Source organism: Corynebacterium tuingiense, from assembly GCF_046718165.1.
Lineage (GTDB): Bacteria > Actinomycetota > Actinomycetes > Mycobacteriales > Mycobacteriaceae > Corynebacterium.
The window spans coordinates 868,044-891,895 of record NZ_CP177101.1; the positions used below are offsets into that span (position 1 = coordinate 868,044).

The 23,852-nt window shown below is 57.8% G+C and carries 26 protein-coding genes and 1 tRNA gene; 18 read left to right on the forward strand and 9 right to left on the reverse strand.

What is annotated here, in order from left to right; all coding sequences use genetic code 11:
* Nucleotides 1-43 precede the first annotated feature (43 nt).
* Nucleotides 44-1,519, reverse strand: a complete 1,476-nt coding sequence (locus ACLI1T_RS04170; protein WP_349852521.1) for an amino acid permease — start codon at nt 1,517-1,519, stop codon at nt 44-46.
* Nucleotides 1,520-1,588: 69 nt separating this feature from the next.
* Here ACLI1T_RS04170 and ACLI1T_RS04175 point away from each other — a divergent pair, with 69 nt between their 5' ends.
* The 10 genes from ACLI1T_RS04175 (at nt 1,589) to ACLI1T_RS04220 (ending at nt 11,140) form a co-directional block, all read left to right on the forward strand.
* Nucleotides 1,589-2,179 (forward strand): MazG nucleotide pyrophosphohydrolase domain-containing protein, encoded by a 591-nt coding sequence (locus tag ACLI1T_RS04175; RefSeq protein ID WP_349852523.1) that lies wholly within the window; start codon nt 1,589-1,591, stop codon nt 2,177-2,179.
* Nucleotides 2,180-2,269: 90 nt separating this feature from the next.
* Nucleotides 2,270-3,031 (forward strand): lytic transglycosylase domain-containing protein, encoded by a 762-nt coding sequence (locus tag ACLI1T_RS04180; RefSeq protein ID WP_239270115.1) that lies wholly within the window; start codon nt 2,270-2,272, stop codon nt 3,029-3,031.
* A 92-nt stretch (nt 3,032-3,123) separates the two neighbouring features.
* Nucleotides 3,124-4,401: a phosphopyruvate hydratase gene (gene eno / locus ACLI1T_RS04185; protein WP_023026132.1), complete on the forward strand. Its 1,278-nt coding sequence runs from the start codon at nt 3,124-3,126 to the stop codon at nt 4,399-4,401.
* Between the two features lie 178 nt (nt 4,402-4,579).
* Complete coding sequence (locus ACLI1T_RS04190; protein ID WP_411703102.1) at nt 4,580-5,140, forward strand: septum formation initiator family protein; 561 nt, start codon at nt 4,580-4,582, stop codon at nt 5,138-5,140.
* Nucleotides 5,141-5,148: 8 nt separating this feature from the next.
* Nucleotides 5,149-5,697: a DUF501 domain-containing protein gene (locus ACLI1T_RS04195; protein ID WP_411703103.1), complete on the forward strand. Its 549-nt coding sequence runs from the start codon at nt 5,149-5,151 to the stop codon at nt 5,695-5,697.
* Nucleotides 5,698-5,706: 9 nt separating this feature from the next.
* Nucleotides 5,707-6,672 (forward strand): Ppx/GppA phosphatase family protein, encoded by a 966-nt coding sequence (locus tag ACLI1T_RS04200; RefSeq protein WP_023026138.1) that lies wholly within the window; start codon nt 5,707-5,709, stop codon nt 6,670-6,672.
* 41 nt (nt 6,673-6,713) lie between these two features.
* A tRNA-Leu gene (locus ACLI1T_RS04205) sits at nt 6,714-6,787 on the forward strand.
* A gap of 621 nt (nt 6,788-7,408) precedes the next feature.
* Nucleotides 7,409-8,176 carry a Bax inhibitor-1/YccA family membrane protein gene (locus ACLI1T_RS04210; RefSeq protein WP_349862582.1) on the forward strand — a complete coding sequence of 256 codons (768 nt, stop codon included), beginning with the start codon at nt 7,409-7,411 and terminating at the stop codon, nt 8,174-8,176.
* A gap of 538 nt (nt 8,177-8,714) precedes the next feature.
* Nucleotides 8,715-9,260, forward strand: a complete 546-nt coding sequence (locus ACLI1T_RS04215; RefSeq protein WP_411703104.1) for a DUF3558 family protein — start codon at nt 8,715-8,717, stop codon at nt 9,258-9,260.
* Between the two features lie 308 nt (nt 9,261-9,568).
* Entirely contained in the window at nt 9,569-11,140 is a 1,572-nt protein-coding gene (locus ACLI1T_RS04220; protein ID WP_411703105.1) for a hypothetical protein, read from the forward strand.
* Nucleotides 11,141-11,199: 59 nt separating this feature from the next.
* On the opposite strand, the gene ACLI1T_RS04225 is transcribed toward ACLI1T_RS04220, so the two are convergent.
* The 3 genes from ACLI1T_RS04225 to ACLI1T_RS04235 form a co-directional block, all read right to left on the reverse strand.
* A complete protein-coding gene (locus ACLI1T_RS04225) occupies nt 11,200-11,472 on the reverse strand; it encodes a thiamine biosynthesis protein X (RefSeq protein WP_349862588.1) in 273 nt (90 codons plus the stop codon).
* Between the two features lie 56 nt (nt 11,473-11,528).
* Nucleotides 11,529-12,050, reverse strand: coding sequence for a transcription elongation factor GreA (gene greA / locus ACLI1T_RS04230; RefSeq protein WP_284769952.1), 522 nt, complete (start codon nt 12,048-12,050; stop codon nt 11,529-11,531).
* A 120-nt stretch (nt 12,051-12,170) separates the two neighbouring features.
* On the reverse strand, nt 12,171-12,641 hold the full coding sequence (locus tag ACLI1T_RS04235; protein ID WP_411703106.1) for a DUF4307 domain-containing protein: 471 nt from the start codon (nt 12,639-12,641) through the stop codon (nt 12,171-12,173).
* A 92-nt stretch (nt 12,642-12,733) separates the two neighbouring features.
* On the opposite strand from ACLI1T_RS04235, the gene mca reads away from it, so the two are divergent.
* The 3 genes from mca to ACLI1T_RS04250 are packed head-to-tail and all read left to right on the forward strand — an operon-like array spanning nt 12,734 to nt 14,728.
* The gene (mca, locus tag ACLI1T_RS04240; protein ID WP_349852536.1) at nt 12,734-13,624 is read left to right on the forward strand and encodes a mycothiol conjugate amidase Mca; all 891 of its coding nucleotides are present in this window, start codon (nt 12,734-12,736) and stop codon (nt 13,622-13,624) included.
* Nucleotides 13,625-13,627: 3 nt separating this feature from the next.
* On the forward strand, nt 13,628-13,939 hold the full coding sequence (locus ACLI1T_RS04245; protein ID WP_349852538.1) for a hypothetical protein: 312 nt from the start codon (nt 13,628-13,630) through the stop codon (nt 13,937-13,939).
* An 18-nt stretch (nt 13,940-13,957) separates the two neighbouring features.
* Nucleotides 13,958-14,728 (forward strand): isoprenyl transferase, encoded by a 771-nt coding sequence (locus ACLI1T_RS04250; protein WP_349852540.1) that lies wholly within the window; start codon nt 13,958-13,960, stop codon nt 14,726-14,728.
* 3 nt (nt 14,729-14,731) lie between these two features.
* On the opposite strand, the gene coaA is transcribed toward ACLI1T_RS04250, so the two are convergent.
* Nucleotides 14,732-15,658: a type I pantothenate kinase gene (gene coaA / locus ACLI1T_RS04255; protein ID WP_411703107.1), complete on the reverse strand. Its 927-nt coding sequence runs from the start codon at nt 15,656-15,658 to the stop codon at nt 14,732-14,734.
* 119 nt (nt 15,659-15,777) lie between these two features.
* Between coaA and glyA the strand changes: the two genes are divergently transcribed.
* The gene (glyA, locus tag ACLI1T_RS04260) at nt 15,778-17,061 is read left to right on the forward strand and encodes a serine hydroxymethyltransferase (RefSeq protein WP_411703108.1); all 1,284 of its coding nucleotides are present in this window, start codon (nt 15,778-15,780) and stop codon (nt 17,059-17,061) included.
* On the opposite strand, the gene ACLI1T_RS04265 is transcribed toward glyA, so the two are convergent.
* On the reverse strand, nt 17,058-17,408 hold the full coding sequence (locus ACLI1T_RS04265; protein ID WP_411703285.1) for a DUF5997 family protein: 351 nt from the start codon (nt 17,406-17,408) through the stop codon (nt 17,058-17,060). The two genes, glyA and ACLI1T_RS04265, sit on opposite strands and share 4 nt — an antisense overlap.
* A gap of 77 nt (nt 17,409-17,485) precedes the next feature.
* Here ACLI1T_RS04265 and ACLI1T_RS04270 point away from each other — a divergent pair, with 77 nt between their 5' ends.
* The 4 genes from ACLI1T_RS04270 to ACLI1T_RS04285 all read left to right on the forward strand — a co-directional run bounded on the left by ACLI1T_RS04270 (nt 17,486) and on the right by ACLI1T_RS04285 (nt 21,165).
* On the forward strand, nt 17,486-18,160 hold the full coding sequence (locus ACLI1T_RS04270; RefSeq protein WP_411703109.1) for a LysR family transcriptional regulator substrate-binding protein: 675 nt from the start codon (nt 17,486-17,488) through the stop codon (nt 18,158-18,160).
* Nucleotides 18,161-18,316: 156 nt separating this feature from the next.
* Nucleotides 18,317-18,907, forward strand: coding sequence for an LGFP repeat-containing protein (locus ACLI1T_RS04275; protein ID WP_349862593.1), 591 nt, complete (start codon nt 18,317-18,319; stop codon nt 18,905-18,907).
* A 234-nt stretch (nt 18,908-19,141) separates the two neighbouring features.
* Nucleotides 19,142-20,506, forward strand: coding sequence for a PhoH family protein (locus tag ACLI1T_RS04280; RefSeq protein ID WP_023026171.1), 1,365 nt, complete (start codon nt 19,142-19,144; stop codon nt 20,504-20,506).
* Nucleotides 20,507-20,586: 80 nt separating this feature from the next.
* Nucleotides 20,587-21,165, forward strand: coding sequence for a GNAT family N-acetyltransferase (locus ACLI1T_RS04285; RefSeq protein WP_284851583.1), 579 nt, complete (start codon nt 20,587-20,589; stop codon nt 21,163-21,165).
* A gap of 128 nt (nt 21,166-21,293) precedes the next feature.
* On the opposite strand, the gene ACLI1T_RS04290 is transcribed toward ACLI1T_RS04285, so the two are convergent.
* The 3 genes from ACLI1T_RS04290 to ACLI1T_RS04300 are packed head-to-tail and all read right to left on the reverse strand — an operon-like array spanning nt 21,294 to nt 23,772.
* Nucleotides 21,294-21,587: a DUF2316 family protein gene (locus tag ACLI1T_RS04290; protein WP_411703110.1), complete on the reverse strand. Its 294-nt coding sequence runs from the start codon at nt 21,585-21,587 to the stop codon at nt 21,294-21,296.
* Entirely contained in the window at nt 21,587-23,155 is a 1,569-nt protein-coding gene (locus tag ACLI1T_RS04295; protein ID WP_023026178.1) for an MDR family MFS transporter, read from the reverse strand. Before ACLI1T_RS04295 ends, ACLI1T_RS04290 begins: the two co-directional genes overlap by 1 nt.
* On the reverse strand, nt 23,149-23,772 hold the full coding sequence (locus tag ACLI1T_RS04300; RefSeq protein WP_023026180.1) for a TetR/AcrR family transcriptional regulator: 624 nt from the start codon (nt 23,770-23,772) through the stop codon (nt 23,149-23,151). Before ACLI1T_RS04300 ends, ACLI1T_RS04295 begins: the two co-directional genes overlap by 7 nt.
* Between the last annotated feature and the right edge of the window lie 80 nt (nt 23,773-23,852).

The following is a 23,852-nucleotide window of genomic DNA, read 5'->3' on the forward strand; positions in this document are numbered from 1 at the left end:
GGGCGAGCGCGCCGATGTAGCCCTTTTTGGTGGGGCAGGGAGACTAGAGTTCCAGTGATCCTTGGGTGAGGCCGACCGCGGCGATGATAGCGGCAACCAGCACAACGATGACGATTGACCACTCAAATCCATTGAAAAGCTTCTCGCGGCGCGAGAGGCGGGTGAGCACATACGGGATAAGGCCCGGCACGACGGCGAGGGCGCCAAAGAGAATATAAACCGGGTCGGCGGCGTAAATCAGCCACAGAGAGTACACGAAGGCCACTAGCGCGATGCCAAAGTGGCGCCGGTTTTCGCGCCTGGGAATATCCGGCCCGGACAGATCGAATCGCGTTCCGGCGTGCGGGTGGGTAACCCCCTTGCCCCGCATCGCCAGCAGCAAAAGGTACAGCGAGGAAAAGATATAGGGCAGGAGGTACATGATGGTGGCCAGTTGCACCATTGCGGCATAGGACGCCTCGTTGACGTAGAAGACGACGATGAAGATCTGGATCGCGGAGGTGGAAATCAGCTGTGCTACCCACGGGGCGCCGGCCACATTGATGGTGCCGATGCGGCGGGGGATAAGGCCATCGATGGCCATCATGACGATGGGCTCAGCACACAGCATTTGCCAGGAAACGTAAGCGCCGAGGACCGAGAGGCACAGGCCGATGGAAATCAGCGCGCCGCCCCAGGGGCCGACGACCTCCGTAAGCACCGAAGCCATGGAGTTATCCGGCAGCGCGGCCAGCTCCTCTTTGCTCATCACACCAAAGCTCAAGGTGGATACGGAGACCAAGAGTGCCAGCACGGAGAAGAAGCCAATGACGGTGGCACGGCCGACATCGGTGCGCTTAGCGGCCTGCTTGGAATAGACGGAGGCACCCTCTACGCCGATAAAGACCCAGACAGTAAAGAGCATGATGCCTTGGACCTGCTCAAAGACGCTGGCATTGGAATTTCGCCCCCAGAAATCCAGGGTGAATTTATCCCAGCTAAAGCCGATGAACGCGACCAAGACGATGAAGGCCAGGATGGGCACGATCTTGGCAATCGTCGTCACCAGGTTCATGAATGCGGCCTGCTGCACCCCGCGGGCCAAAACGGCGAAGATTCCCCACGATAGAAGGGAGACGGCGATGGCGGACGCCCACTGGTGGTCGGCATCGAAAAGCGGCAGGTAATGCCCAATCGTATTGAAAAACAGCGTGGCATAACCCACCTGCGCCATCACCGAGCCCAGCCAGTAGCCCCAGCCTGAGGTAAAGCCGATGAAATCACCCAGGCCAGCGCGCACATAAGAATAGACGCCGGAATCAAGGTGGGGTTTTCGGTACGCCAAAATCTGGAAGACGAAGGCAACGGACAGCATGCCGATACCCGCCACCAACCAACCGATGAGCATGGCACCTGGGCCTGCCACGGAGGAAATATTTTGGGGTAGCGAAAATATGCCCGCGCCGACGGTGGATCCGATAATCAGCGCGACAAGCGTCCACAATGACACCGAGTGGGACTTATTTTGGCTGGAGGTCATTGGCCTAAAGTACCGCGCCTGCCCCGTTAAAGGGAACTTGAGAAAACACACGGGATAGACTTTGTAGCTATGACAGTCCTGTTGCTCGATGAACGCTGGCCCACCATGATCCCCATGCGCGCCTATGGCAGGTTATATGGACCCGTTCAGTTCACCGGGGAAGTACCGGTATCAGTGCGGTGGAACTTCTCGGATCTCTTAAGCGGCGATGATTTAACCGGCACCTTGGTCACCACCGATGAACACGATCCAGAAACCCAGGCGCGCATTGCCACCGGGGAACAGGTGATTAGGGCCGAGTCGCTTGACGATGCCGTGATGCAAGCGCGCAGCGCTATGGCAACGGCCCGCCGTATCGGCGAATGGGAGCGCGAGCAGACCCACGAATCGCTCCTGCCGTACCTAGAAGAGGAGGCGGGGGAATTTGCAGCGGCCGTGCGCCAGCACGCACCCGAGGAGGATTTGCTCAAAGAGCTTGGGGATGTTTTCCTGCAGGTGCTTTTTCACGCCGAGATTTCTACCTTCTCGCTTGACGATGTCGCCACAAGTTTCGTGCGCAAGATGCGCTCCCGCGCGCCGTATCTCTTTGATGGCACGGCGGAAATAGTGGGCGTAGAAGAACAAAACCGCCTCTGGGCGGAGGGGAAATCGCGGGAGTAAAAGTGGGGTGAAAGTCGCAGGGACTTTTACGCGCGGCGGGCGCGTGTAGTTATCCGGCGGGGTGAATTTCACTTAGTAGGATGGCTACTCATGAACAGGCTGCTGCGAACAATCGGGGGCTGCGGGCTAGCCGTAGTAATCATCATTGCGCTGGTAATGGGGCTAATTGTATCCAATTCCACCGATGATTCTTCGGTCCCGGATGCCACCCCGCCCGTAGGTGGAAAAGAGGTGGCCAATATCGATGTCAACGCGCCGGGCCGCACGGCCGATAAGCTCACCCACTGGGCATCGGATCTGGCAGAAGCTACCGATATCCCGCCGCAGGCGCTGCGCGCCTATGGCAACGCCGAACTTATCGCCCGGCAGCAGCACCCGGGCTGCAATTTGCGGTGGAATACCCTGGCAGGCTTGGGCTTTGTAGAGACTCGGCACGGTACCTATAACGGCAACTGGTTTAAGTCCTCCAAGCTGGATGACAACGGCTACCCGCAGCCGCCGATCGTCGGCATCACCCTGGATGGCTCGAATAACACCGCGCACACCCCGGATACCGATAACGGCGAAATCGACGGGGATACGGAATTTGACCGCGCGGTGGGTCCCTTGCAGTTCATCCCTACCTCGTGGGAGTCCGCCGGCGGCGACGCCAATGGCGATGGCAAGGCCGACCCGAACCAGATTGACGATGCCGCCCTGGGCGCGGCGAACCTCTTGTGCTTTGGTGATAGGGATCTCAATGACCCGGATCAGTGGGAAGAGGCCATCTTAAATTACAACCAGTCCAGGGAATATCTGGACAAGGTAGCCCATGCGGCCAATGCCTACTCGGTCCCGCAACCGGCTCGCTAGCCTCACGCGTGGCGGTTTTCTGGAACAATTGGGCATGTAACTGAACTAACTGGCTCAGCGACGAACATCATCTATAAGGAGTGAGTTACAGCATGGCTGGTATCATCCACGCATTTGGACGCGAAATATTGGATTCCCGCGGTAACCCGACCGTAGAGGCCGAGGTCTTCTTGGACGACGGCGCCCACGGCGTTGCCGGCGTTCCCTCCGGCGCATCTACCGGTGTGCACGAGGCACACGAGCTGCGCGACGGCGGCGACCGCTACCTAGGCAAGGGCGTGCAGAAGGCCGTAGAGAACATCAACGAGGAAATCGGCGATGAAATCGCTGGCCTCGAGGCTGATGACCAGCGCCTCATTGACCAGGCGCTCATCAAGCTGGACGGCACGGATAACAAGTCCCGCCTTGGCGCCAATGCCATTCTCGGTGTGTCCATCGCTACCGCTAAGGCTGCCGCCGAGTCCGCCGCGCTGCCGCTCTACCGCTACATTGGCGGCCCGAACGCTCACGTTCTTCCCGTTCCCATGATGAACATCCTGAACGGCGGTTCCCACGCTGACTCCGGCGTGGACGTGCAGGAATTCATGATTGCTCCCATCGGCGCAGAGACCTTCACCGAGGCCCTCAGCATCGGTGCTGGCGTGTACCACTCCCTGAAGGCCGTCCTGAAGGACAAGGGCCTGTCCACCGGCTTGGGCGATGAGGGCGGCTTTGCTCCTTCCGTCGATTCCACCCGCGCTGCGCTCGACGTCATCGTTGAGGCCATTAAGAAGGCCGGCTTCGAGCCGGGCAAGGACGTCGCCTTGGCCCTCGACGTCGCTTCCTCCGAGTTCTACGAGGACGGCAAGTACCACTTCGAAGGCGGCGAGCACACCGCCGAGGAGATGTCCAAGGTCTACGAGGAGCTCATCAACGAGTACCCCATCGTGTCCATCGAGGACCCACTGCAGGAAGACGACTGGGAAGGCTACACCACCCTGACCGCCGCTATTGGCGATAAGGTCCAGATCGTCGGCGATGACTTCTTCGTCACCAACCCGGCTCGCCTGCAGGAGGGCATCGATAAGAAGGCAGCCAACGCGCTGCTGGTAAAGGTCAACCAGATTGGTACCTTGACCGAGACCTTCGATGCCGTAGAGCTTGCACACCGCAATGGCTACCGCACCATGATGTCCCACCGCTCCGGCGAGACCGAGGACACCACCATTGCGGACTTGGCCGTCGCCCTCAACTGCGGCCAGATCAAGACCGGTGCCCCGGCCCGCTCCGAGCGCGTGGCTAAGTACAACCAGCTGCTGCGCATTGAGCAGGAGCTTGGCGATGCCGCTGTGTACGCCGGCCGCTCCGCCTTCCCGCGTTTCAACGCTTAAGGCCTAGCGGTCTAGTCTAGAAGCTAGACGCCGCTAGGAATATAGCCCCCGCTGTGCCCCGAAAAGGTGCGGCGGGGGCTTGCTCGTTCTGAGCATCTCGAGCGCCTGAGAAAGTTGGTAAATTTCCGCGCGTGCCACGCCTGTGTTACTGGTGTGGCGGCGCTAGGATAGTAACCCTATGGCACGTGAGAAGAAGACGGAGCGCCGCCGGAGCCGCACTAGGGTTCCGGTGGCCTCGCGTGCTGCGGATATCCGCAAATCCCAGCGGGCGCAGGAAAAGAAGAACCGCAAGCCCGATCGCATGAGCATCGTTGGCATGACCGTCATCGTTGTTTTTGTGTTGGTGGTGCTCGTCATCATCGCGGTGCCGCTGCGCAATTACTACCACGGCCGCTCCGAAATCGCTCGGCTGAATGAATCGATTGCGGCGAAGCAGGATGAAAAAGATGCTCTATTAGAAGAGATCGATAAATATAAATCAGAGGACTTTATCAAGCAGGAAGCCCGGCGGCGCTTCGGCGTGGTAGAGCAGGGTGAGACCGCGTACCGCATCCTCGATCCGAATATCCAGCCCGATAACCAGGTGACGACAAATAGCAAGGAGCAGGAAGATTCGCGCCCGTGGTTTGAGGTGCTGTGGGATTCGGTGGCGCAGCCGCCGGAAGAAGAGGCCCCAGCGGGCGAGTCGCAGCATCTGCCGATTGAGCCAGCGCCTGAGGAAAGCGGCGATGTGCGATAATTGTTCGCATGACCGTCACTGATGCAGATTTAGCCATCGTCTCCGAGCAATTGGGCCGTACCCCACGCGGCGTGCTGGAGGTATCTTACCGTACGCCGGACGGCCAACCGGCCGTGATCAAGACCTCTCCTAAGCTGCCGGATGGCACCCCGTTTCCCACGCTGTATTACCTCACCGATCCCCGATTGACCGCGGAGGCCTCCCGGTTGGAGGTCGCCCACGTAATGAAGTGGATGGAGTCCCGCCTAGCCGAGGACAAGGAGCTCGCCGCGGACTATCACCAGGCCCACGAGCATTTCTTGGCCAAGCGCAACGAGATTGAGGACTTGGGCACTGATTTCTCTGGTGGCGGCATGCCGGAGCGGGTGAAGTGCCTGCACGTGCTCATTGCCTATGCGCTTGCCGAAGGCCCCCAACACTTCCGCCTCGGCACCGAAGCGGTGGCCATGGCAGCCGACCACGGTAAGCTGCGCGGTACGGCGATTCCGCAGGATTGGCCCACGGTGGAAGAGCTGGGCATTGACTTGGCGGAGTTCGATTTTTCCAACGCTGAATAGGAGTACGACATGACTCGCGTGGCAGCCATTGACTGCGGTACCAATTCCATTCGCCTGTTAATTTCTGAGATCGATGAAGACGGCAAGGTGCGCGATATTACCCGCACCATGGAAATCATTCGCCTGGGCCAAGGCGTGGATGCAACGGGTGAAATCGCGCCCGATGCCTTAGAGCGCGCCCGCGTGGCCTTGGAGGGCTATGTGCGCCAGATGAAGTTCGAGAAGGTTACCCGCGTGCGCATGGTGGCAACCAGTGCCACCCGCGATGCGAAGAACCAGCAGGAGTTTTTCGATATGACTGCTGAGCTTCTGGGCCAGATCGAATCCGGCGCCAAGGCGGAGGTTATCTCCGGCGAAGAAGAAGCGCTTCTATCCTTTAACGGCGCGGTGGCCGATATGGAGCCGGATCGCGGCCCCTTCTGCGTCATTGACTTGGGCGGCGGTTCCACCGAATTCGTCGTGGGCACCGCCGATGAAGAGATTCTAGGTTCGCACTCTGCATACATGGGCTGTGTGCGTTTGACAGAACGCATCATGCGCACCGATCCGCCCACGGAATCAGAAATCGAGATCGCCTCCGAATACGTGGCAGAGCGTATGGGCGAGGTGGAAAAGATCGTCCCCATGTCCAAGGCGCGCACCATTGTGGGTTGTGCAGGCACATTTACCACGCTATCCGCCTTGGCCCAGGGGCTAGAGCGCTATGACCCCGATGCGATCCACGGCTCGGAGCTGCGTTTCGACGCCCTGCGGGTGCTGCTCAAGCAACTCGTCAGCATTCCTTCGGAGGAGCGCGCCCTCAATCCGGTCATTCACCCCGGCCGCGCCGATGTCATCGGCGGTGGGGCAGTGGCAGTTGAGGGAATCATGCAGCTCATCGAGCGCACCAGCGATGCACGTAGCTTCTTCATCAGCGAAAAAGACATCCTGGACGGCATCATTGCTGGTCTGGTTAGTGAATCGACCCCTCATTAACTCTTTTTAGGAATAGTGTCCTACACTATTCCTTGCGCCCCGCCCCCATAGCCCAATCGGCAGAGGCAGTCGACTTAAAATCGATTCAGTGTGGGTTCGAGTCCCACTGGGGGCACGCTGTGAAGTCTCGAGACATCGTTCCTATGGTGTCTCGAGATTTTTCGTATGGCTGAGCCTAGCGTTTTAACTGGCTGGGAGGGCCCGGCCTAGTCGCGTGCCATTCGCCCACCACATCCGCGAGCCAAAGACGCGTGCGGCCCAATCCTCGCCGGTTCACGGCCCTTTGCCTGTATCTACGTCAGTGATATTAGGCTGCACTGTTTTTCCGGTTGTTGCTGTCGATGGCAATTCCGACTGCAATGAATGCAGGGATGAAAAATGCGCTAGCTCCCGCCAGCGTCATGATGATTGCTGTGGCAGTGGAAATGAGTGTAAATCGCAAGATGTTCCTTAACTCTTGGCCGAATTATGACTGTCTAGGCACTTGAGGATCAGCTCATGAAGAAGGTACCTCTTCTAAGATTATATCGAAGCTACGGATAGCAAATCCTCGGCTCACCCGACAGGAGAGCAAGTTCCTAGCAGCATAGCTCGGGATACGTCAGCGGAGGCAACGGTCCAGTAATAAATTTCTTGGGATCTTGAGCAAATTATTCTAAATGAGGAACTTTATGGGGCGTGGTGACGTTGATCTACATGAGAAAGCTGATTTGTACATCACTGAGAAAGGACAACCGTGCGTTCAAGCAATCCGGTTATGACCTCGCTAACTGAAAGTAGCCAGCAGCAGAACCCCGGCTACGCGGGCGAAGCCCCTCGCCCTATGACCGTGGATGACGTCGTCACCAAGACGGGAATTACCCTCGGCATTATTATCGTGGTCGCTGCCATCAACTTCTACTTGGGCACCATGAACCCAGGCACAGCCATGATGCTTATGCTCGTCGGTGGCATTGGCGGATTCATCACCGTACTCGTGGCCTCCTTTGGCCGTAAGTGGGGCTCGCCGGCCGCGACCCTCACCTACGCAGTATTCGAGGGCCTTTTCGTTGGTGGCTTCTCCTTCGTATTCGCGAACAGTACCATCGGTGGTTCTAATGGCATGGCGCTGATTGGCCAGGCAATCGTCGGTACCATCGGCGTGTTCATCGGCATGCTTATTGTCTACAAGACCGGTGCAGTAAAGGTCACCCCAAAGTTCACCAAGATTTTGGTCGGCCTCATCGCAGGTGTTGCGGTCATGGCTCTCGCTAACTTCTTGGGTGCCATCTTCTTCGACTTCAACCCACTGCGGGATGGTGGCCCCCTCGCCATCATCTTCTCCTTGGTCTGCATTGTCTTGGCTGCTCTGTCCTTCCTGACTGACTTTGACCAAGCAGACCGCCTTATCCGCGCCGGTGCTCCTGCTAAGCAGGCATGGGGCGTAGCTCTCGGCTTGGCCGTAACCTTGGTCTGGCTCTACACCGAAATTCTTCGCCTGTTGAGCTACGTTCAGCGCAACTAAGCCTTTTCGCGCTTTCGGCCCGCACTACGGTGCGGGCCATTTTTGTGTCCGCGTTTGGATTACGGGCGTGTAATTATTGGGGTAATTGAGGGGGTATTAAGTCGTTCTTTAGCCTTTAAGCGGGTAGGAGAGCGCATTCAGGTTTAAGACAGCTAATGAGCAGCAAATTTCACCATGTGGAAAGTTATAAATGTGGCGTATGGGATAACTGAAATAGTTAAATAGTGACTAATTTGCGGGCTCGACAAGAAATTTTTGCACGATTCATGCATGCTATGTGGCGGGAACGGGAAACCGGAAGGTAGAGAGTTCTCTCCTCTATTTTCTTCTCGTTCCAGCTCGTCTAAAAGAGGTAACCGAAGGATTGTTGTGAAACGTCAGGCAACCGTAGCAGCGCTGGTAGTCAGTTCGGTCGCGCTGAGTGGCTGCGCTGCGGAAGTCGGCTCGAGGAGCGCATCAGAAGATGCCGCGATGTCGGCAGAAGCTGATGGCACTAGTTCGGCCGATGGCGCGGGTGAGGCCAACGGGAACCAGGGGGATGACGTGGAAGATAATCTGGGGGATTCGGGACACTCCGGAGACGAGAATTCGGGGGCTGGCGCCGGTCTTCGGGGGGGAGACCGGCGCCAAGGCAGATGGGGATTCCGGAGTACTACCGCCACCGGGAGAATTTGATCCTGCAGATCCAGATTTCGAGCTATTCGATCCATGTACGGAGATTCCGCCGGACAGTCTAAAAGCTGCCGGGATCGGGTCTCCTATTGGGAATACTCGGAGAATCTCCGGTTCCGTCATATGTACCTTTGAGTTTCAAGGTGGCCAAAAACGAGGAGGAGTGGTTGGATTATCTGGAATGATTAGTTCCACCCCGTTTGATGATTCAATGTATCGGGAAGAAAATTCAAAAGAAAACTCTTCACAGTTCGGGGGCGTTGAAGAAAATGAACTTTTTGGAGATATGTTTTGCACTGTAATCCAAGAAACCGTTCGAGGGGTTATACGAGTCAATTACTCAGGATTCAGTCCTGACGAAAGTTACGAAGAAAAGTGTTCAATTGCTAGCGGAGTACTAGCGAATCTTTAGGATAGAAAATCGGGGGAATGATGAAGATCAGTAGTGAAAGTCTACTAAACACAGCCATGGAAACAGAATTTCTAGGAACGGAACTTATGGGTGCGGTTGGGAACGCTCAGTCACCGTTGGATTCGGCGTTTTCACCTGTCAGTGGAATCGACCATGTAGGGGCGATCCATCAGCGAATCCTTGAAACAGATCCCGGTTCCGCAAGTAACTCTTTAAGAGCTTTCTCAGAGCAATTGAAATGGCTCTACGACAGTCTTGCTCGTGAAGCCCGAGGCTTTGAAGCCCAAGAAGCTGCAAATAGTAGGGCGATGGATATCGCGGACGCTGGCGGCGAGATTGGCGTTGAATCGATGCCGGTTATGGACCAGCCGGAGCCGGGGTATAGCCCGTTTATGTTTACGCCGCCTGTAGTTAACGTCGGCACATCGATTACCAAGCTGGCTACGGACTTGATGTCCACGCAGATTTGGAGCGTCTCCGAGGCCAATGCGCGGTGGAGCTCTTTAGGTTCCGAGGTTCGGGAGATCGTGAGTGGGCTTGAACAAGCCGCTGGCTCCTTGGAAAGTGAGAATGACAGCGAAACGACGTCGCGGGCGGCAACGAAGATCCGTGAGGTAGCGGCCTCGGGGAAGCACTTTGTGGCCAATGCTGAAGCAATGGGAGAAAAGCTCACTGGTTTCCACTCGCGGTTGATGATGATTCAGCCGTCGGCAATGGCAATGGCGATGGAGATTATGAAGATCCCTGACCCGACGGAGCGAAAAGCTGCAGAGACTGCGGCGTTGGCAAAGCTCCAGCCGGATCTTCAAAGGTTGGCCATTGACGCAATGCCAAATCAGCATGCGTTGATGGAACAGTCGCCGGCCTCCGGAGGAGGCGGCGTTGACGCCGGTTTGTCTGGTGTGAATGGCGATGGCCAGAAATACAATACCGACAATGTCGTGTGGCCGCGCGCGATCCAAGACGCTATTGCCCGCGGCGATGTAGGGCCGGGAAACTTCGACGTTGCAAATGGTACAGTCCACGATTTGGAATCCGTCGGAATGGCTCCAGAGGAGACCGCCGCATTCCAGGAGCAATTGCATGCAGACGGTAGAAAGGCTCTTTCCCAACTAGGGGTGGGCGATGGAATAGATATCAGCGGTCGCGATGTCGCAACCAGTGGAGCCTCACTCCCTGGGACGACGCCGCATAGTCAGTTAGGTTCTATGTCAATGTCTGGCGGTGGGCCCGGTGCTATGGGGATAGGCACTGGGTCTGGGTTAGGTACCGGAACTGGAATCGCAAACGCCGCGGGTGCTCCTAACTTAGGCGGGAGAGCCGGAAGCGGGAATCCTGGCGCTCTCCGCGGTGGCGGATTCAATCCACTGGCCGGGATCGGCAGCGGGGCCTTGGGTACGGGTGGAAGGCTTGGTTCTGGAATAGGCGGACATATGGGCGCAGTCGTAAATTCCGCTCCTGGATTGGGTGCTGGCGGAACCGGTGCGCGTGGCGCAGCAGCTCTGCGTGGTGGTTCCGGTGAGAGCGTCGGAGCTCGCGGCGTGGGAGGTGCGCTTCCTCGCGCGGCAGGTGAAGCTGCTGGCAATAGCAGCGGTGGTAACGGTAGCCGAGGACCCCTGGAAAGGGGCGCTGCACGTGAAGCCGTGGTGCGCGGGGGAGGCGCCACCACTGGCGCCGGTACCAAATCTGTTGCCGCGAGGCCGGCCGCAGGCATGCGAGCCTTTGCACCAATGATGGGAGCCCGGGGTCAGGGAAATGACAAGAATCGGGTGAAGGCGGTAACGACTCAAGTTGAGCGCGATCCGAATAAACGGGATCTGTTGGGCGAGCCACCGGCGGTCGTGCCTGGGGTCATCGGCAATTGGGCGCGAGAATCCTAGACAGTAAATTGGGGGGAAAGAAAAAGGGCTGAAGGAAATAATCCTTCAGCCCACTTCTTTTATTGCGGCAGTTGCGTCGCGGTGGCGTTTGGCTGCTGCTCAGGTTCCTCGACCCCGTTGTGCAGGCCCTCCGGATCCACTCCGGGTTCGGTAGTAGCAGCAGATGAAGACGTCTCGGCATTCTTCTGCGCCGGTGCCTCGCCGGTGAAGGTCGATGCGTTTTCGATCTTGCCGGATTCAGAATCCTGCTGGTTCGGCGGGTGGCATGCGGCCAAGGAAAGACCGGCGGTAAAAACTAATCCAGCGGTAGCGAAACGGGAGAATTTCTTCATGGGGATGTGCTCTTTCTCCAGAGTAGTGAAGGCGGTAGTGGGGCGGAAGGAGGAAATTAGGACTCGCGCGGGGTGGCGGCCTTGGCGGAATCGTATGGGGCAGCCGATTCGATGGTTACCGAAATGGTCTTACCATTTGGTGCGGAGTACTCGCGGGTTTCACCCTCCTGCGCACCGATGATGGCGGCGCCCAGCGGGGACTGCTCGGAGTAGGTCTCTAGGTCCTTGTTATCGGTCGCAGCGGCGCGGGTACCGATGAGGAAGGTTTCCTTATCGTTCTTGTCGCCGTTGTAGTACACGTGGACAACGCTGCCGGTGTAGGCAACGCCTTCCTGCATGGTGCCACGCTCGGTGGTGGAGTTAGCCAGCAGCTCAGAAATCTGCTTGATGCGGGCTTCTTCCTGGTCCTGCATCTCGCGGGCGGCGTCGTAGCCGGCGTTTTCTTTCAGGTCGCCCTCTTCGCGGCGTTCATTGATTTCCGCCGCAACCTCTGGGCGGTGATCGATGAGTTCCTGCAGCTCGGTCTCGAGCTTTGCCTTGGTTTCTGGGGTGATGTACTGCTTTTGCTGCTCAGCCATTCTAAAACCTTCCGTGCTGTGGAATAGTGGTCAAAGTCCTGCGATGATGGCGGGACCGAAGTTAAGTATGCAACCAGGCAATTGCCCAGTTCTAGGCTGTACAAATCCTAGCACATGGGGCTAGCGACTTTCCGCGTAGTCGGGATTGTCCATATCCAGGTAATCCGGGATATTGCCGGAGCAGCCGTAGGCGCCACCGGCGACGGCACGGGCATTGGTGGGGACATCGACGGCAATGCGATGCGTCTCATTTCCGCCAGCGGGAACGGCAAATTCGCGACGGCCTACCTCGGATTTGGAGTAATCGTAAGCCTGCACGATGCAGTAAGCATCCTCATCGGTGTGATTTCGGGTCACATCGACCCACACGCGGGTGGTGTCATCGCTCAGAACCTCTTGGGTGACCATCGAAATCTGCGCATTGACGGATTCTTTTTCCCGAAAATACTGGAAGCCGTAGTAGAGAAGGGTGACGAGCATGGCTGCAAAAATCAACACCAGCGCCTTATTGGTCCAGCTACCAGAGTTCTTTTTTGATTTATCGCGCGAGCCGTAGCGCGCGGCGGAGCGAGAATTTCCGGCGGAAGTCATAGCCCTACTTTAACCGAGGAGTACCATTTTCCCATTATCTACTAAGATAGTGATCTGTTCTAAAAGCTAGATTTAAAGGGGATGGATTTTCAGTGAGCGACTTTCGCCTCCTAGCAATCCACGCACACCCGGACGATGAATCCTCCAAGGGTGCCGCGACTACGGCCCGTTACGCTGCAGAAGGTGCGGATGTAATGGTGCTGACCTGCACCGGTGGTGAACGCGGTGACATTATTAACCCGGCCATGGACCGCCCTGGCGTTAAGGAAAACATGGCTGAGGTACGCCGCGAGGAAATGGCTAAGGCAGCCCGCGCGCTTGGGGTCCAACACCAGTGGTTAGGCCACGTTGATTCCGGCCTGCCAGATCCTGAGGAAGGCAAGAGCATGGAAGAGCTCTTGCCGGAAGGCTGCTTTGCCCTGATGGGCGATGATGCAGCGGCCCAGGAAATGGTGCGCGTTATCCGCTCATTCCGCCCGCAGGTCATCATTACCTATGACGAAAATGGCGGCTACCCGCACCCAGACCACCTCATGGTTCACCGAGCCTCCATGATCGCGTGGGAAAAGGCGGGTGACCCTTCCTACCACCCCGAATTGGGCGAGCCCTTCGAGCCGCTGAAGCTGTACTACTCGCATGGCTTTGTGTACCAGCGCATGAAGATGTTCCACGATCTTCTCCTTGAGGAAGGAAAGCCCAGCCCGTATGGTCCCATGCTGGCGCGTTGGGATACGGCGTTTGGCGATATCATGGCTCGCGTTACCACGCAGGTGGAGTGTGCCGATTACTTCCAAAATCGCGATGATGCGCTGCGGGCGCATGCGACGCAGATAGATCCGGCCGGGGCCTTCTTGGCCACCTCCGTGGAGGTCCAACAGCGGCTGTGGCCAACGGAGGAGTTTGAGTTAGCCAAGACTCGGGTATCGACCTCTCTGCCGGAAAATGATTTATTTGCGGGCATTGAAAAGAACGAGGAGACTTAAGATATGAGCGTCTATGACTCCCTTTTCCTGGCTGCGCACGATGTCACTTTCCTTGCGCAAGGCACAGAAGGTGCAGAAGGCGGACCGATGGGGCCAGAGTTTGGTAAGGCCTCGCCCATCGGGCTGCTTATCTTAGCCATTTTGGGTGTTGCCGTGCTGGTAGCGGGGTGGAATTTTCACCGTCGCTATTCGCGTTTCCGTCGGCGCACCATGTTCGCTGAAGACCACGGGATCGATCCATTCGACGAAGAGGCAGTGGATGCGGCGCTCAAGGAAGCTGGCCTATACGATAACCGCAAGAAGTCGATTTTCTAGCCGGCTGGAGTAATCAACGTGACATTCCTCAAGCGGCTGATGTACCCCTTATATGAAGCACGACTTGTGCGGCTTATCAAGGGCAGACCGCAGCCGAAGCACGTGGCGATCATGGCTGACGGCAACCGCCGCTGGGCGCGGGAAGCCGGGTTTACGGATATCAGCCACGGCCACCGCCAGGGGGCGAAGAAAATTGGAGAGATGATCGCGTGGTGCCGCGATACCGATATTGAGGTAGTCACCATCTACCTCTTATCCACGGAGAACTTGAAGCGCAGCCAGCAGGAAGTACAGCTGCTTTTTGACATCATCTCTGATGTGGTCACGCATTTGTCCCAGGGGGATCTGGATTGCCAGGTGCGCCTTGTGGGTAACTTAGATTTATTGCCCGCGTCGGTAACCCAGCGCATGGTTGACGCCGCTGAGGAAACCAAGGATAACCAAGGCGTCATCGTCAATGTGGCCGTGGGCTACGGTGGGCGCCAAGAAATCGTCGATGCCGTACAGAAGCTGGTGCGCAGCGAGGCCGAAAAGGGCACCAGCGCGGCCGAGATGGCGGACCGAGTCACCGCAGACTCAATCACGGAACACCTATATACCAAGGGCCTGCCGGACCCGGACTTGGTGATTCGCACCTCCGGCGAGCAGCGGCTTTCCGGATTCCTGCTGTGGCAAGCAGCCTATTCAGAAATCTGGTTCACCGATACCTATTGGCCGGCGTTCCGGAAGGTAGATTTCCTGCGCGCGCTGCGTGATTATTCGCAGCGTTCGCGCCGCTTTGGTAAGTAGCGGCTAGATTTTTCGCATGCGGACCTGTTCAACCAGGTGATGCGATCCCTTCTTCAATACCAGCGATGCACGAACGCGGGTGGGTAGGATATTTTCCACTAAGTTTGGCAGGTTAATGGATTGCCAAATCTCGCGGGCTTGGGCGCGCGCCTGCTCATCGTTCATATCGGCATAAGCAGCGAAGTGGGCATTGGGCCGGCGGAATTCGGTGTGGCGCAGCGTGAGGAAGCGGTCGATGTACCACTGTTCAATATCGTCCGTGCGGGCGTCGACGTAGACGGAGAAATCAAAAAGATCCGCAATGGTTAAGGTGGGGCTGGTCTGGAGGACGTTGAGGCCTTCCAGAATCAAGATATCCGGCTGGTTGACCTCTTGATAGCGATCTTTGACGATGTCATAGGTGATGTGCGAGTACAGCGGCGCTTTGACCACGGGCTTTCCAGATTTGACGTCGGTAACAAAGCGCATAAGTGCGCGGCGGTCGTAGGATTCGGGGAAACCCTTGCGCTTCATCAATCCACGTTCTTTAAGCGTTTGGGTGGGAAAGAGAAACCCGTCCGTGGTCACTAGGTCCACCTTCGGGTGAGAGTCCCATCGCTGTAGGAGCACTTGGAGGAGGCGGGCAGTGGTGGATTTACCCACGGCCACGGAACCGCCCACGCCGATGACGAAGGGCACGTGCGTGGGTGGGTTGCCCAAGAAGGCCTCGGTGGCGGCGGTGAGTTGTTGCCGGGCGGTGACCTGCATGTGGATAAGACGGGAGAGGGGGAGGTAGACATCTGCGACCTCGTCCAAATCAATGCGGTCGCCGATGCCCCGTAGTTCTTCTAGCTCGTTTTCTGTCAGCACCTGTGGCATGGATTTGCGGAGTTCACGCCAGGTTTCACGGTCAAAGTCGAGGTAGGGGCTTGAATCCAAGTTGCGCGCCATAGCCTAATTGTCGCACGCGGTGATAAGGGGATGAAAAATTTGCCCCCTGTAAGGTAGCCGAAAGGTTATGATATGTAATGGCTCATACTGCTTCCTACCGAGAAGAGGACTAGTCTTATATGGCTTCTTTTAATACTGACCTGCGCGATCTTGACCCGGATGTTTTCGGCGCTATCCAGGGAGAAATTTCCCGTCAGCGCGAAACGCTGGAAATGATTGCTTCTGAGAACTTCGTGCCGCGCGCCGTCCTGCAGGCACAGGGTTCTGTCTTGACCAATAAGTACGCCGAGGGCTACCCGGGGCGTCGTTACTACGGCGGCTGTGAGCACGTCGATGTTGTTGAGGATCTGGCCCGCGACCGTGCGAAGGCGCTCTTCAACGCGGAATTTGCTAACGTGCAGCCGCACTCTGGTGCGCAGGCCAATGCCGCAGTCCTGTCCAGCATCGCGGAGCCGGGCGATAAGATCCTCGGCCTGTCCTTGGCCCACGGTGGGCACTTGACCCACGGTATGAAGTTGAACTTCTCCGGTAAGCTTTACGATGTCGCAGCTTATGGCGTAGACCCAGAGACCATGCGCGTGGATATGGACAAGCTGCGTGAGCAGGCGCTGAAGGAGAAGCCAAAGGTCATCATCGGCGGTTGGTCCGCCTACCCGCGCACCCTGGATTTCGCGGCCTTCCGCGAGATCGCCGATGAGGTGGGCGCTTACCTGTGGGTAGATATGGCCCACTTCGCGGGTCTGGTTGCCGCAGGCCTGCACCCGAACCCAGTCGAGCACGCCGATATCGTCTCCACCACCGTGCACAAGACCTTGGGTGGTCCACGCTCTGGCATGATCTTGGCCAAGCAGGAGTACGCAAAGAAGCTGAACTCCAATGTCTTCCCCGGCCAGCAGGGCGGACCGCTGATGCACGCGGTAGCGGCAAAGGCCATTTCTATGAAGATTGCGGCCAGCGAGGAATTCAAGGAGCGTCAAGAGCGCACCCTCGAGGGCGCCCGCATTCTGGCAGATCGCCTCTTGGCGGAAGATACGCAGGCAGCTGGCGTGGACGTCGTCTCCGGCGGCACCGATGTCCACCTCGTCCTGGTTGATTTGCGCAATTCGCAGCTCGATGGTCAGCAGGCAGAAGACCTCCTGCACCAGGTAGGAATCACCGTCAACCGCAATGCGGTCCCGAACGATCCTCGTCCGCCGATGGTCACCTCGGGCCTGCGCATCGGCACCTCCGCCCTGGCCACCCGTGGCCTTGATGCGGAAGCCTTCACCGAGGTTGCCGATGTCATCGGTACCGCTTTGGCACAGGGTAATAACGCCGATGTCGAGGCCCTTCGCCGGCGCGTCGATAAGATTGCCGAGCACTACCCGCTGTATGAAGGCCTCGAGGACTGGAAGCTAGTTTAGTCCTTATCCTCTGCGGCGTCCTCGTGGACGTCGTGGCCGCGAGCCTGCGCCAGCGTGGCGCGGGCTTGCTGCAGCCACTCAGGCTGCTTTTCTAAAAGCTCGCTGATCTCCGCGGTGGTCAGCGGCTTATCCATATCATTTTTCTTTAATGCGGTGACAGAAATACCCAGCTTGTGGGCAACTTCCTGCCGGGGGTGGGGGCCTTCGCGGCGCAGCGTTTGCAGCCACTGCGGGGGATTGTGCTGCAATTCGCGCAGTTCTTCGTGGCTTACTGCGCTATTTTGAAATTCCTCGGGCGCGGCGGGCAGGTAGATATTCAGCTTCTTAGCGGCGGTCTGCGCGCGCATCGCGGTACCGGACGGTTGCTGTTGGTTATGTTGTTCACTCACGGTTTAACCGTAGCACTTTCAGTAGACTGTGCTCCATGCTGCGCTTAGCCTTTGTCACCGGTACACAACCTGGAAAATGGTTTCAGAGATTTCAGGACAATACCGCGCACGGCGGTTTATCTACCGTCGATGCGGATGACAGCATGGCGCAATTGCTCGCCGGCCACGCGGATCTGGCGCTGACCCGCCTGCCGGATGCGCGCGTGGATGACTCCTTCCACGTGGTCCGCCTTTATGAGGAGGCCCCCGGCATCGCGGTTCCAAAAGACTCCGTCTATGCGGAGGTGGGTGAGGAGCTGGCGCTTGCCGATGTCTCCGATGAACACCTCAACTACCGCCTCACCGATGCCGGTGAGGTCGATATCGCCGCCGTACGCGAAGCCCTGCAGGTGGTCGCAGCCAATGTGGGAATCGCTATTGCACCGCTGCCGCTGCTAAAAATCCTCAGCAAGAAACAGGTAGTCCCGCTCGCTCTGAAGGGCAGCGACGTGCCGATTACCGAAATCGCGTTGGTCTGGAGAAAGGCAGAGGATAGTGAGGACATTCAGGATTTTGTGGGCATCGCTAAGGGCCGCACTGCCCGTTCCTCTAGGCAGGAAAAGCCGAAACGAACGGCTCGCGAAAAGGCTAAAGCTAAACAGTCTCGGAAGATTGTTAACAATCCGTTACAGAAACAAAAGAAGCGCCCTAAGCAGCGCAAACGGCGGTGAACTGAAAGCTGATCTGCGCTATTCTCGGTGCACACAGTGGCACGATAGTGCAGTTCGCGTATACGGTTGGCTGCGCTCGCCACAATGGCGGCTGAAAACTACAGTGAACTAATTTTTCGGCTGAAAAATCGAAAGGTAGATCTAGAAATGCGCAAGATGACTCGTCGTATTGCAGGTGGCTTCGCGGCCGCAACCCTTTCCGTTGCACTCGTTGCATGCTCGGACGCAGAGGATGCCGCCGATGACGCCAAGGATACCGCTGGCTCTGTAGCCGCAGACGCCTCGGATTCTGCCGGCTCTGCCGCATCCGATGCCACCGACGCCGCAGGTTCCGCCGCTGCAGAGGCAACCGGCTCCAAGGACGAAAATGGAGAGGGCGGTACCCAGACCATCACCACCGCTGGCGGCGAGGAAGAAGTTCCCGCTGACCTTGCAACCGCCATCGAGGAAAAGCGGGCAGAGTGGGGCGACGTGCAGAACGTAGAGTCCTCCGATAAGGGCACCCTGGCTACCTTCGAGGGCGGCAAGTACTTGGCCTACTCTGAGGAGACTGGTGCACAGCCGGTCATCGGCAAGATTGCTGAAACCTGGGTAAACGAGGGCGGCCTCGACTCCTCCGTTGGCCTGCCTACCAACCCTGAGGCTGACGCAACCGACGCAAAAGGCTGGACCCAGGAGTTTAGCAACGGCAGCATCTCCTGGACGCAGGGTGAAGACGGCCAATTCAAGGCTGATGTCGAGGCCTAAAGGCTGAACTCGGCGCTTGCCCACGCGGTACGCCGATCACCTCTCATCACTTTCCCTGCGGGTTTTCCCGCAGGGATTTGTCGTTTTCTTAAAGTTCATCTTCCACCCATGTGATTTCAACCTTGGGAGTTTAGGTTGGGTGGCAGCCCCCAAGAGATCGCAGCATCAGCGGTCCGGGGGATAGACAAGGAAGAACAGCTTTCTACCGTTTCACAAAGGAAGATTCCTGCCACCATGACTCGCCCCTCTGTACTTTCTACTCCACTAGGCACCACCGATAATGACGTCGCCACCAAGACCTATGTTCTCGATACTTCGGTCTTATTATCTGACCCGTGGGCGTTGCGAAAATTCGCTGAACACGAGGTCGTCCTTCCCGTCGTGGTTATCTCTGAATTAGAAGGAAAACGTCATCATCCGGAGCTTGGCTGGTTCGCCCGCCAAGCTCTTCGCTTTTTGGAAGAGCTGCGCGCTACCTATGAGGCGCTCGACCAACCCGTTCCGGTCAACGTGGCTGGCGGTACCTTGCGGGTAGAACTCAACCACCAAGACCAGTCGCTCTTGCCGGCCGCATTCCGCGGGCCGGAAGGGGATCATCGCATCTTGGCCTGCGCCTTGAACCTGGCGCACGAAGGCAAGGACACGGTCCTAGTTACCAAGGATGTGCCGCTGCGCGTCAAGGCCGGCGCCGTGGGCGTGCAGGCCGATGAATATCACGCCCAGGACGTCATTTTGACCGGGTATTCCGGAATGGCTACCGCTTATACCACCGCAGATGTCATCGACGCGCTCTACAGCGATGGGGAAGTGCTGCTAGACGGGGCTGTGACGGACGATGACACCCCAGTGGAAGACTTGCCGGTGCACTGCGGCATCACCTTGGTTGCCGGCGCGCAATCTGCCCTGGGCCGCATTATGCCGGACGGGGCGGTGCGTTTGGTGCGCGGTGATCGCAATGCCTTTGGCGTGCAGGGGCGTTCGGCGGAACAGCGCATCGCCCTTGATCTCCTGTTGGACCCAGAGGTTGGCATCATGTCCATCGGCGGTAGGGCAGGCACCGGCAAATCCGCGCTGGCCTTATGCGCCGGCTTGGAGGCGGTCTTAGAGCGCGGTGAGCACCGCCGCATTGTGGTCTTCCGGCCCATGTATGCCGTCGGCGGTCAGTCGCTGGGGTACCTGCCGGGCTCTGAATCAGAGAAGATGAACCCATGGGCTCAAGCGGTCTATGACACCTTGGAAGGCCTAGTCTCTGACAACGTCCTAGAAGAGATTCACGAGCGTGGGCTCATCGAGGTCCTGCCACTGACCCATATCCGCGGCCGGTCCCTGCACGATGCCTTCGTCATCGTGGACGAGGCGCAGTCATTGGAGCGCAATGTTTTGCTCACCGTGCTCTCGCGCTTGGGGGAAGGCTCGCGAGTAGTGCTCACCCACGACGTTGCCCAGCGCGATAACCTGCGGGTGGGCCGCCACGATGGGGTACAGGCGGTCATCGAAAAGCTCAAGGGCCACGAGCTCTTCTCGCACATTACCCTTAAGCGTTCGGAGCGCTCCGCCATTGCGGAACTGGTAACCGATCTATTAGAAGGCAACGACTAAGTGAGGGCCGGATGAAAGCGATTTCGCAGACAGCGAATTTAATGAATTCTTTATAGAAAAATCACGCAAGACCAGTAATAATGGTGCTTATGAGCGAGAACGCCAAGAAGACGTCTGCGGACGATAAGAAAAAGGATTTCCGTATTCGGCCCTTCACTTCGGCCGATTACCCGCAGATGCGGGAAATCTACGAGCAGGGCCTGCAAACCGGCCATGCCACCTATGAAACCCGATCCTTGACCTACGAGGAGTTTACGAGCTCCAAGATCATGGCCTCGGTGCACGTAGCCGTTGAGGCGGACGATGATTCCAAGGTATTGGGGTGGGTATCGGCCGCCCCGATTTCCTCGCGCACCGTCTTCCACGGCGTCGTGGAGGATTCCATTTACTTGGGATCTGATGCCCAAGGCCGTGGCATTGCAGGGGCCTTGCTCGATTGCCTCATTGAAGTGTGCAAGGACCTGCACAAGTGGGCCATCCACTCTTGGATCTTCCCGGAAAATGAAGGTTCTGCGGGCCTTCACAAGTCCCGCGGTTTTGAAAAGGTCGGCACCTACTCACACATGGCCAAGATGACCTATGGTGAGTTGGCCGGTCAGTGGCGCGATACCGATGTCTACGAGCTCCTGCTTCCCAAGCCGGAGGAAAAGAACAGTTAAAGGGCACTCAGCCTTTTCGTCACGAAGGCCGTAGCGCTGCCGGGGGAATAAATCATCCTGGCGGCGCTACGGCCTTTATTTGTTGTCCCAAGCTAGGCGATCAACCAGTTGGGGAGAATAGAGCGCTCCTAGACTGCGGGTACCTCCCAGCGCCCAAACCACTTCTGTGCCTGTGGGCGCATGAAATCGCTCAGGCGGCTAAACGGCGGCACCTCGATGCCTTGGCGCTCTGCCAAGGCCACGAGGTAATCGCGGGTGCGCCATACCTCGATGGGGCTTGCCTCAATATCGAGCACCTCCGCGAGGCCGCCGGGTTGGTAGCCGAGGGCGGACTCGATGGGGGCATCGGCAAGCAGCAGGCTATCGCGCAATGCATGCAACTCCCTGCTGGTAGCGGCGGTTTCTGCGGGGTTGAGAGACATTAATCGATCGTCTCCTTAAGGCGGTCCTCGCGCAGGGGAAGCAGGACCAGGAGGGCGACGATGACGAGCGGCACCATCAGCGCGATAACCGGGGTCAGGCCGTCGTTATAGGAATTTAATACTGCCTGCTCGAGCGGCTCTGGTAGGGAAGACACCAAATCCGGCGTGAGGCTATTGGCATTGCCATCAGCGTTACTGAACTTTTCGGCATAGGCCGCGCCCTCAGGGCCGAGCTGCTGGATGGCCTGCGGCAGGCGGTTGGCCATCTCATCCTGCATGTTATTGATGAACATGGAACCGACCAGGGAAGCGCCCAGGGCAGAGCCGATCTGGCGGAAAAAGTTATTCGCCGCGGTAGCGGTGCCCACCTGGGAGAGCGGGAAGGAGTTCTGGACGATGAGGACCAGCACCTGCATGACCATGCCCAGGCCGATGCCGAAAGCGAGGAACTCGAATCCCAGTTGAGTGAGGGATGTGTCTACCGACAGGCGGGACATCCAGAAGAGTGCACCGGCGGTAATGGCGAGGCCGATGAGGGGGTAGATCTTGTAGCGGCCGGTGCGGGCGATGATGAAGCCGACACCGGTGGAGGTGCCGATAAGGCCAACCATCATCGGAATCATCATCAGGCCAGCTTTGGTGGGTGATAGGGTGTGGACCATTTGCAGGTAGGTGGGCATATAGCCCAGCACGCCGAACATGGCTAGGCCCAAAATGACGCCGGACAGGGTGGTCAGGGCCATGTTGCGGTTCTTGAAGAGGCGAACCGGGATAAGCGGTTCGGCAGCGCGCAATTCCACGATGGTGGTAATAATGGCGCCGACGAGGGTGATGGCGCCGAGGGTGAGGATCATGGAGGAATCCCAGTCGTACTCGGTGCCGCCCCAGGTGGTCATGAGGATAAGGGAAGCGGTGGTAATGGCGATGAAGGTGGCGCCAAGCCAGTCAAAGCGCTTCATATCGGCCTGGCCCACGCGCAGGTTGAGCACCAAGATGCAGACCACCATGGCCAGCAGGCCGAGTGGGATGTTCATCCACATGCCCCAACGCCAGCCGGGGCCATCAGTAAACCAGCCGCCCAAGACGGGCCCGAGGACAGAGGACAGGCCGAAGACGCCGCCCATGATGCCCATGAACTTGCCGCGCTCGCGCGAGGAGGTGACCTCGGCGATGATGGACTGTGAGGAAATCATCATGAACCCAGCGCCAAAGCCTTGCACGGCGCGGGCGACGATGAGGACCGTCATGGAATCGGCAAAACCACCGACGGCGGATCCGACGACGAAGACGGCGATGCCGCCAATGTAGAGCCACTTGCGGCCCAGCATGTCACCCAGCTTGCCGGAAATCGGCATGGCAATGGTCATGGTGACAAGGAATGCGGAGATGACCCAGCTCATGTGGTCAACGCCGCCAAGCTCACCAACAATCGTTGGCAAAGCGGAAGAGAAAATCATCTGGCCCAGCGAGCTCATCAACATGGTGAGCACGAGCGCAGAGAAAATGAGCCCCAGGTTATCCGCCCGCGACTGGCCCTGCGCAGGAGCCTTTTCGGCTGTATCTACCATCGGATTCCTTTCATAAAATCATTAATCAACATCAGTGAATCATTCAGACGCGACCTCAGGGCGTCGCTGCAATCGCTATCGGGGGCGGCAATGGAAAGCCAGAGGGCCTCGCGGACCACACCGGCGATGACCATGGCCTCCGTTGCCGTGGACTGGCCCTCGAGAATGCGCAGTTCCGGTTCCCGGTCAAGGCGCTCTTCGATGAGCCCAATAAGCTCGATGGATTTCGCCCGCTTGCGGCTAATGGAGGCGGCGGCCGCCTCTGGGTCATTAGCAATGCGCTTGCGTCGCTCCCGAATGGTGGGATTAACGTGATGGCCCTCCATATGCTGTTCCACCAGGTTAAGGACTAGTTCCATGATGTTGGTGGTGGGTTCGTGGAGGAAATACTCGCGCATTTCCTCGGTGAAGTCAGCACTTGGCGCCCCAAGCACGGCGGATTCCTTCGAATCGAAATAGTTAAAAAACGTGCGCCGAGAAATACCGGCTAGTTCGCAGATCTCTTCAATAGTGACCTCGCCAAAGGAATGCTTGTCCACCAATTCGGTGGCGGCATCCTCAATGCGTAGCCGCGTTTCTAGGCGTTTCTGCTCGCGTAGTGATAGTTCTTCTTGCACAGAATGCAACTTTACACTCGGTGCAAACTTGCACCAAGTGCAAAATGGGTGATTTTGTAGATGTATACGCCGAATTTATG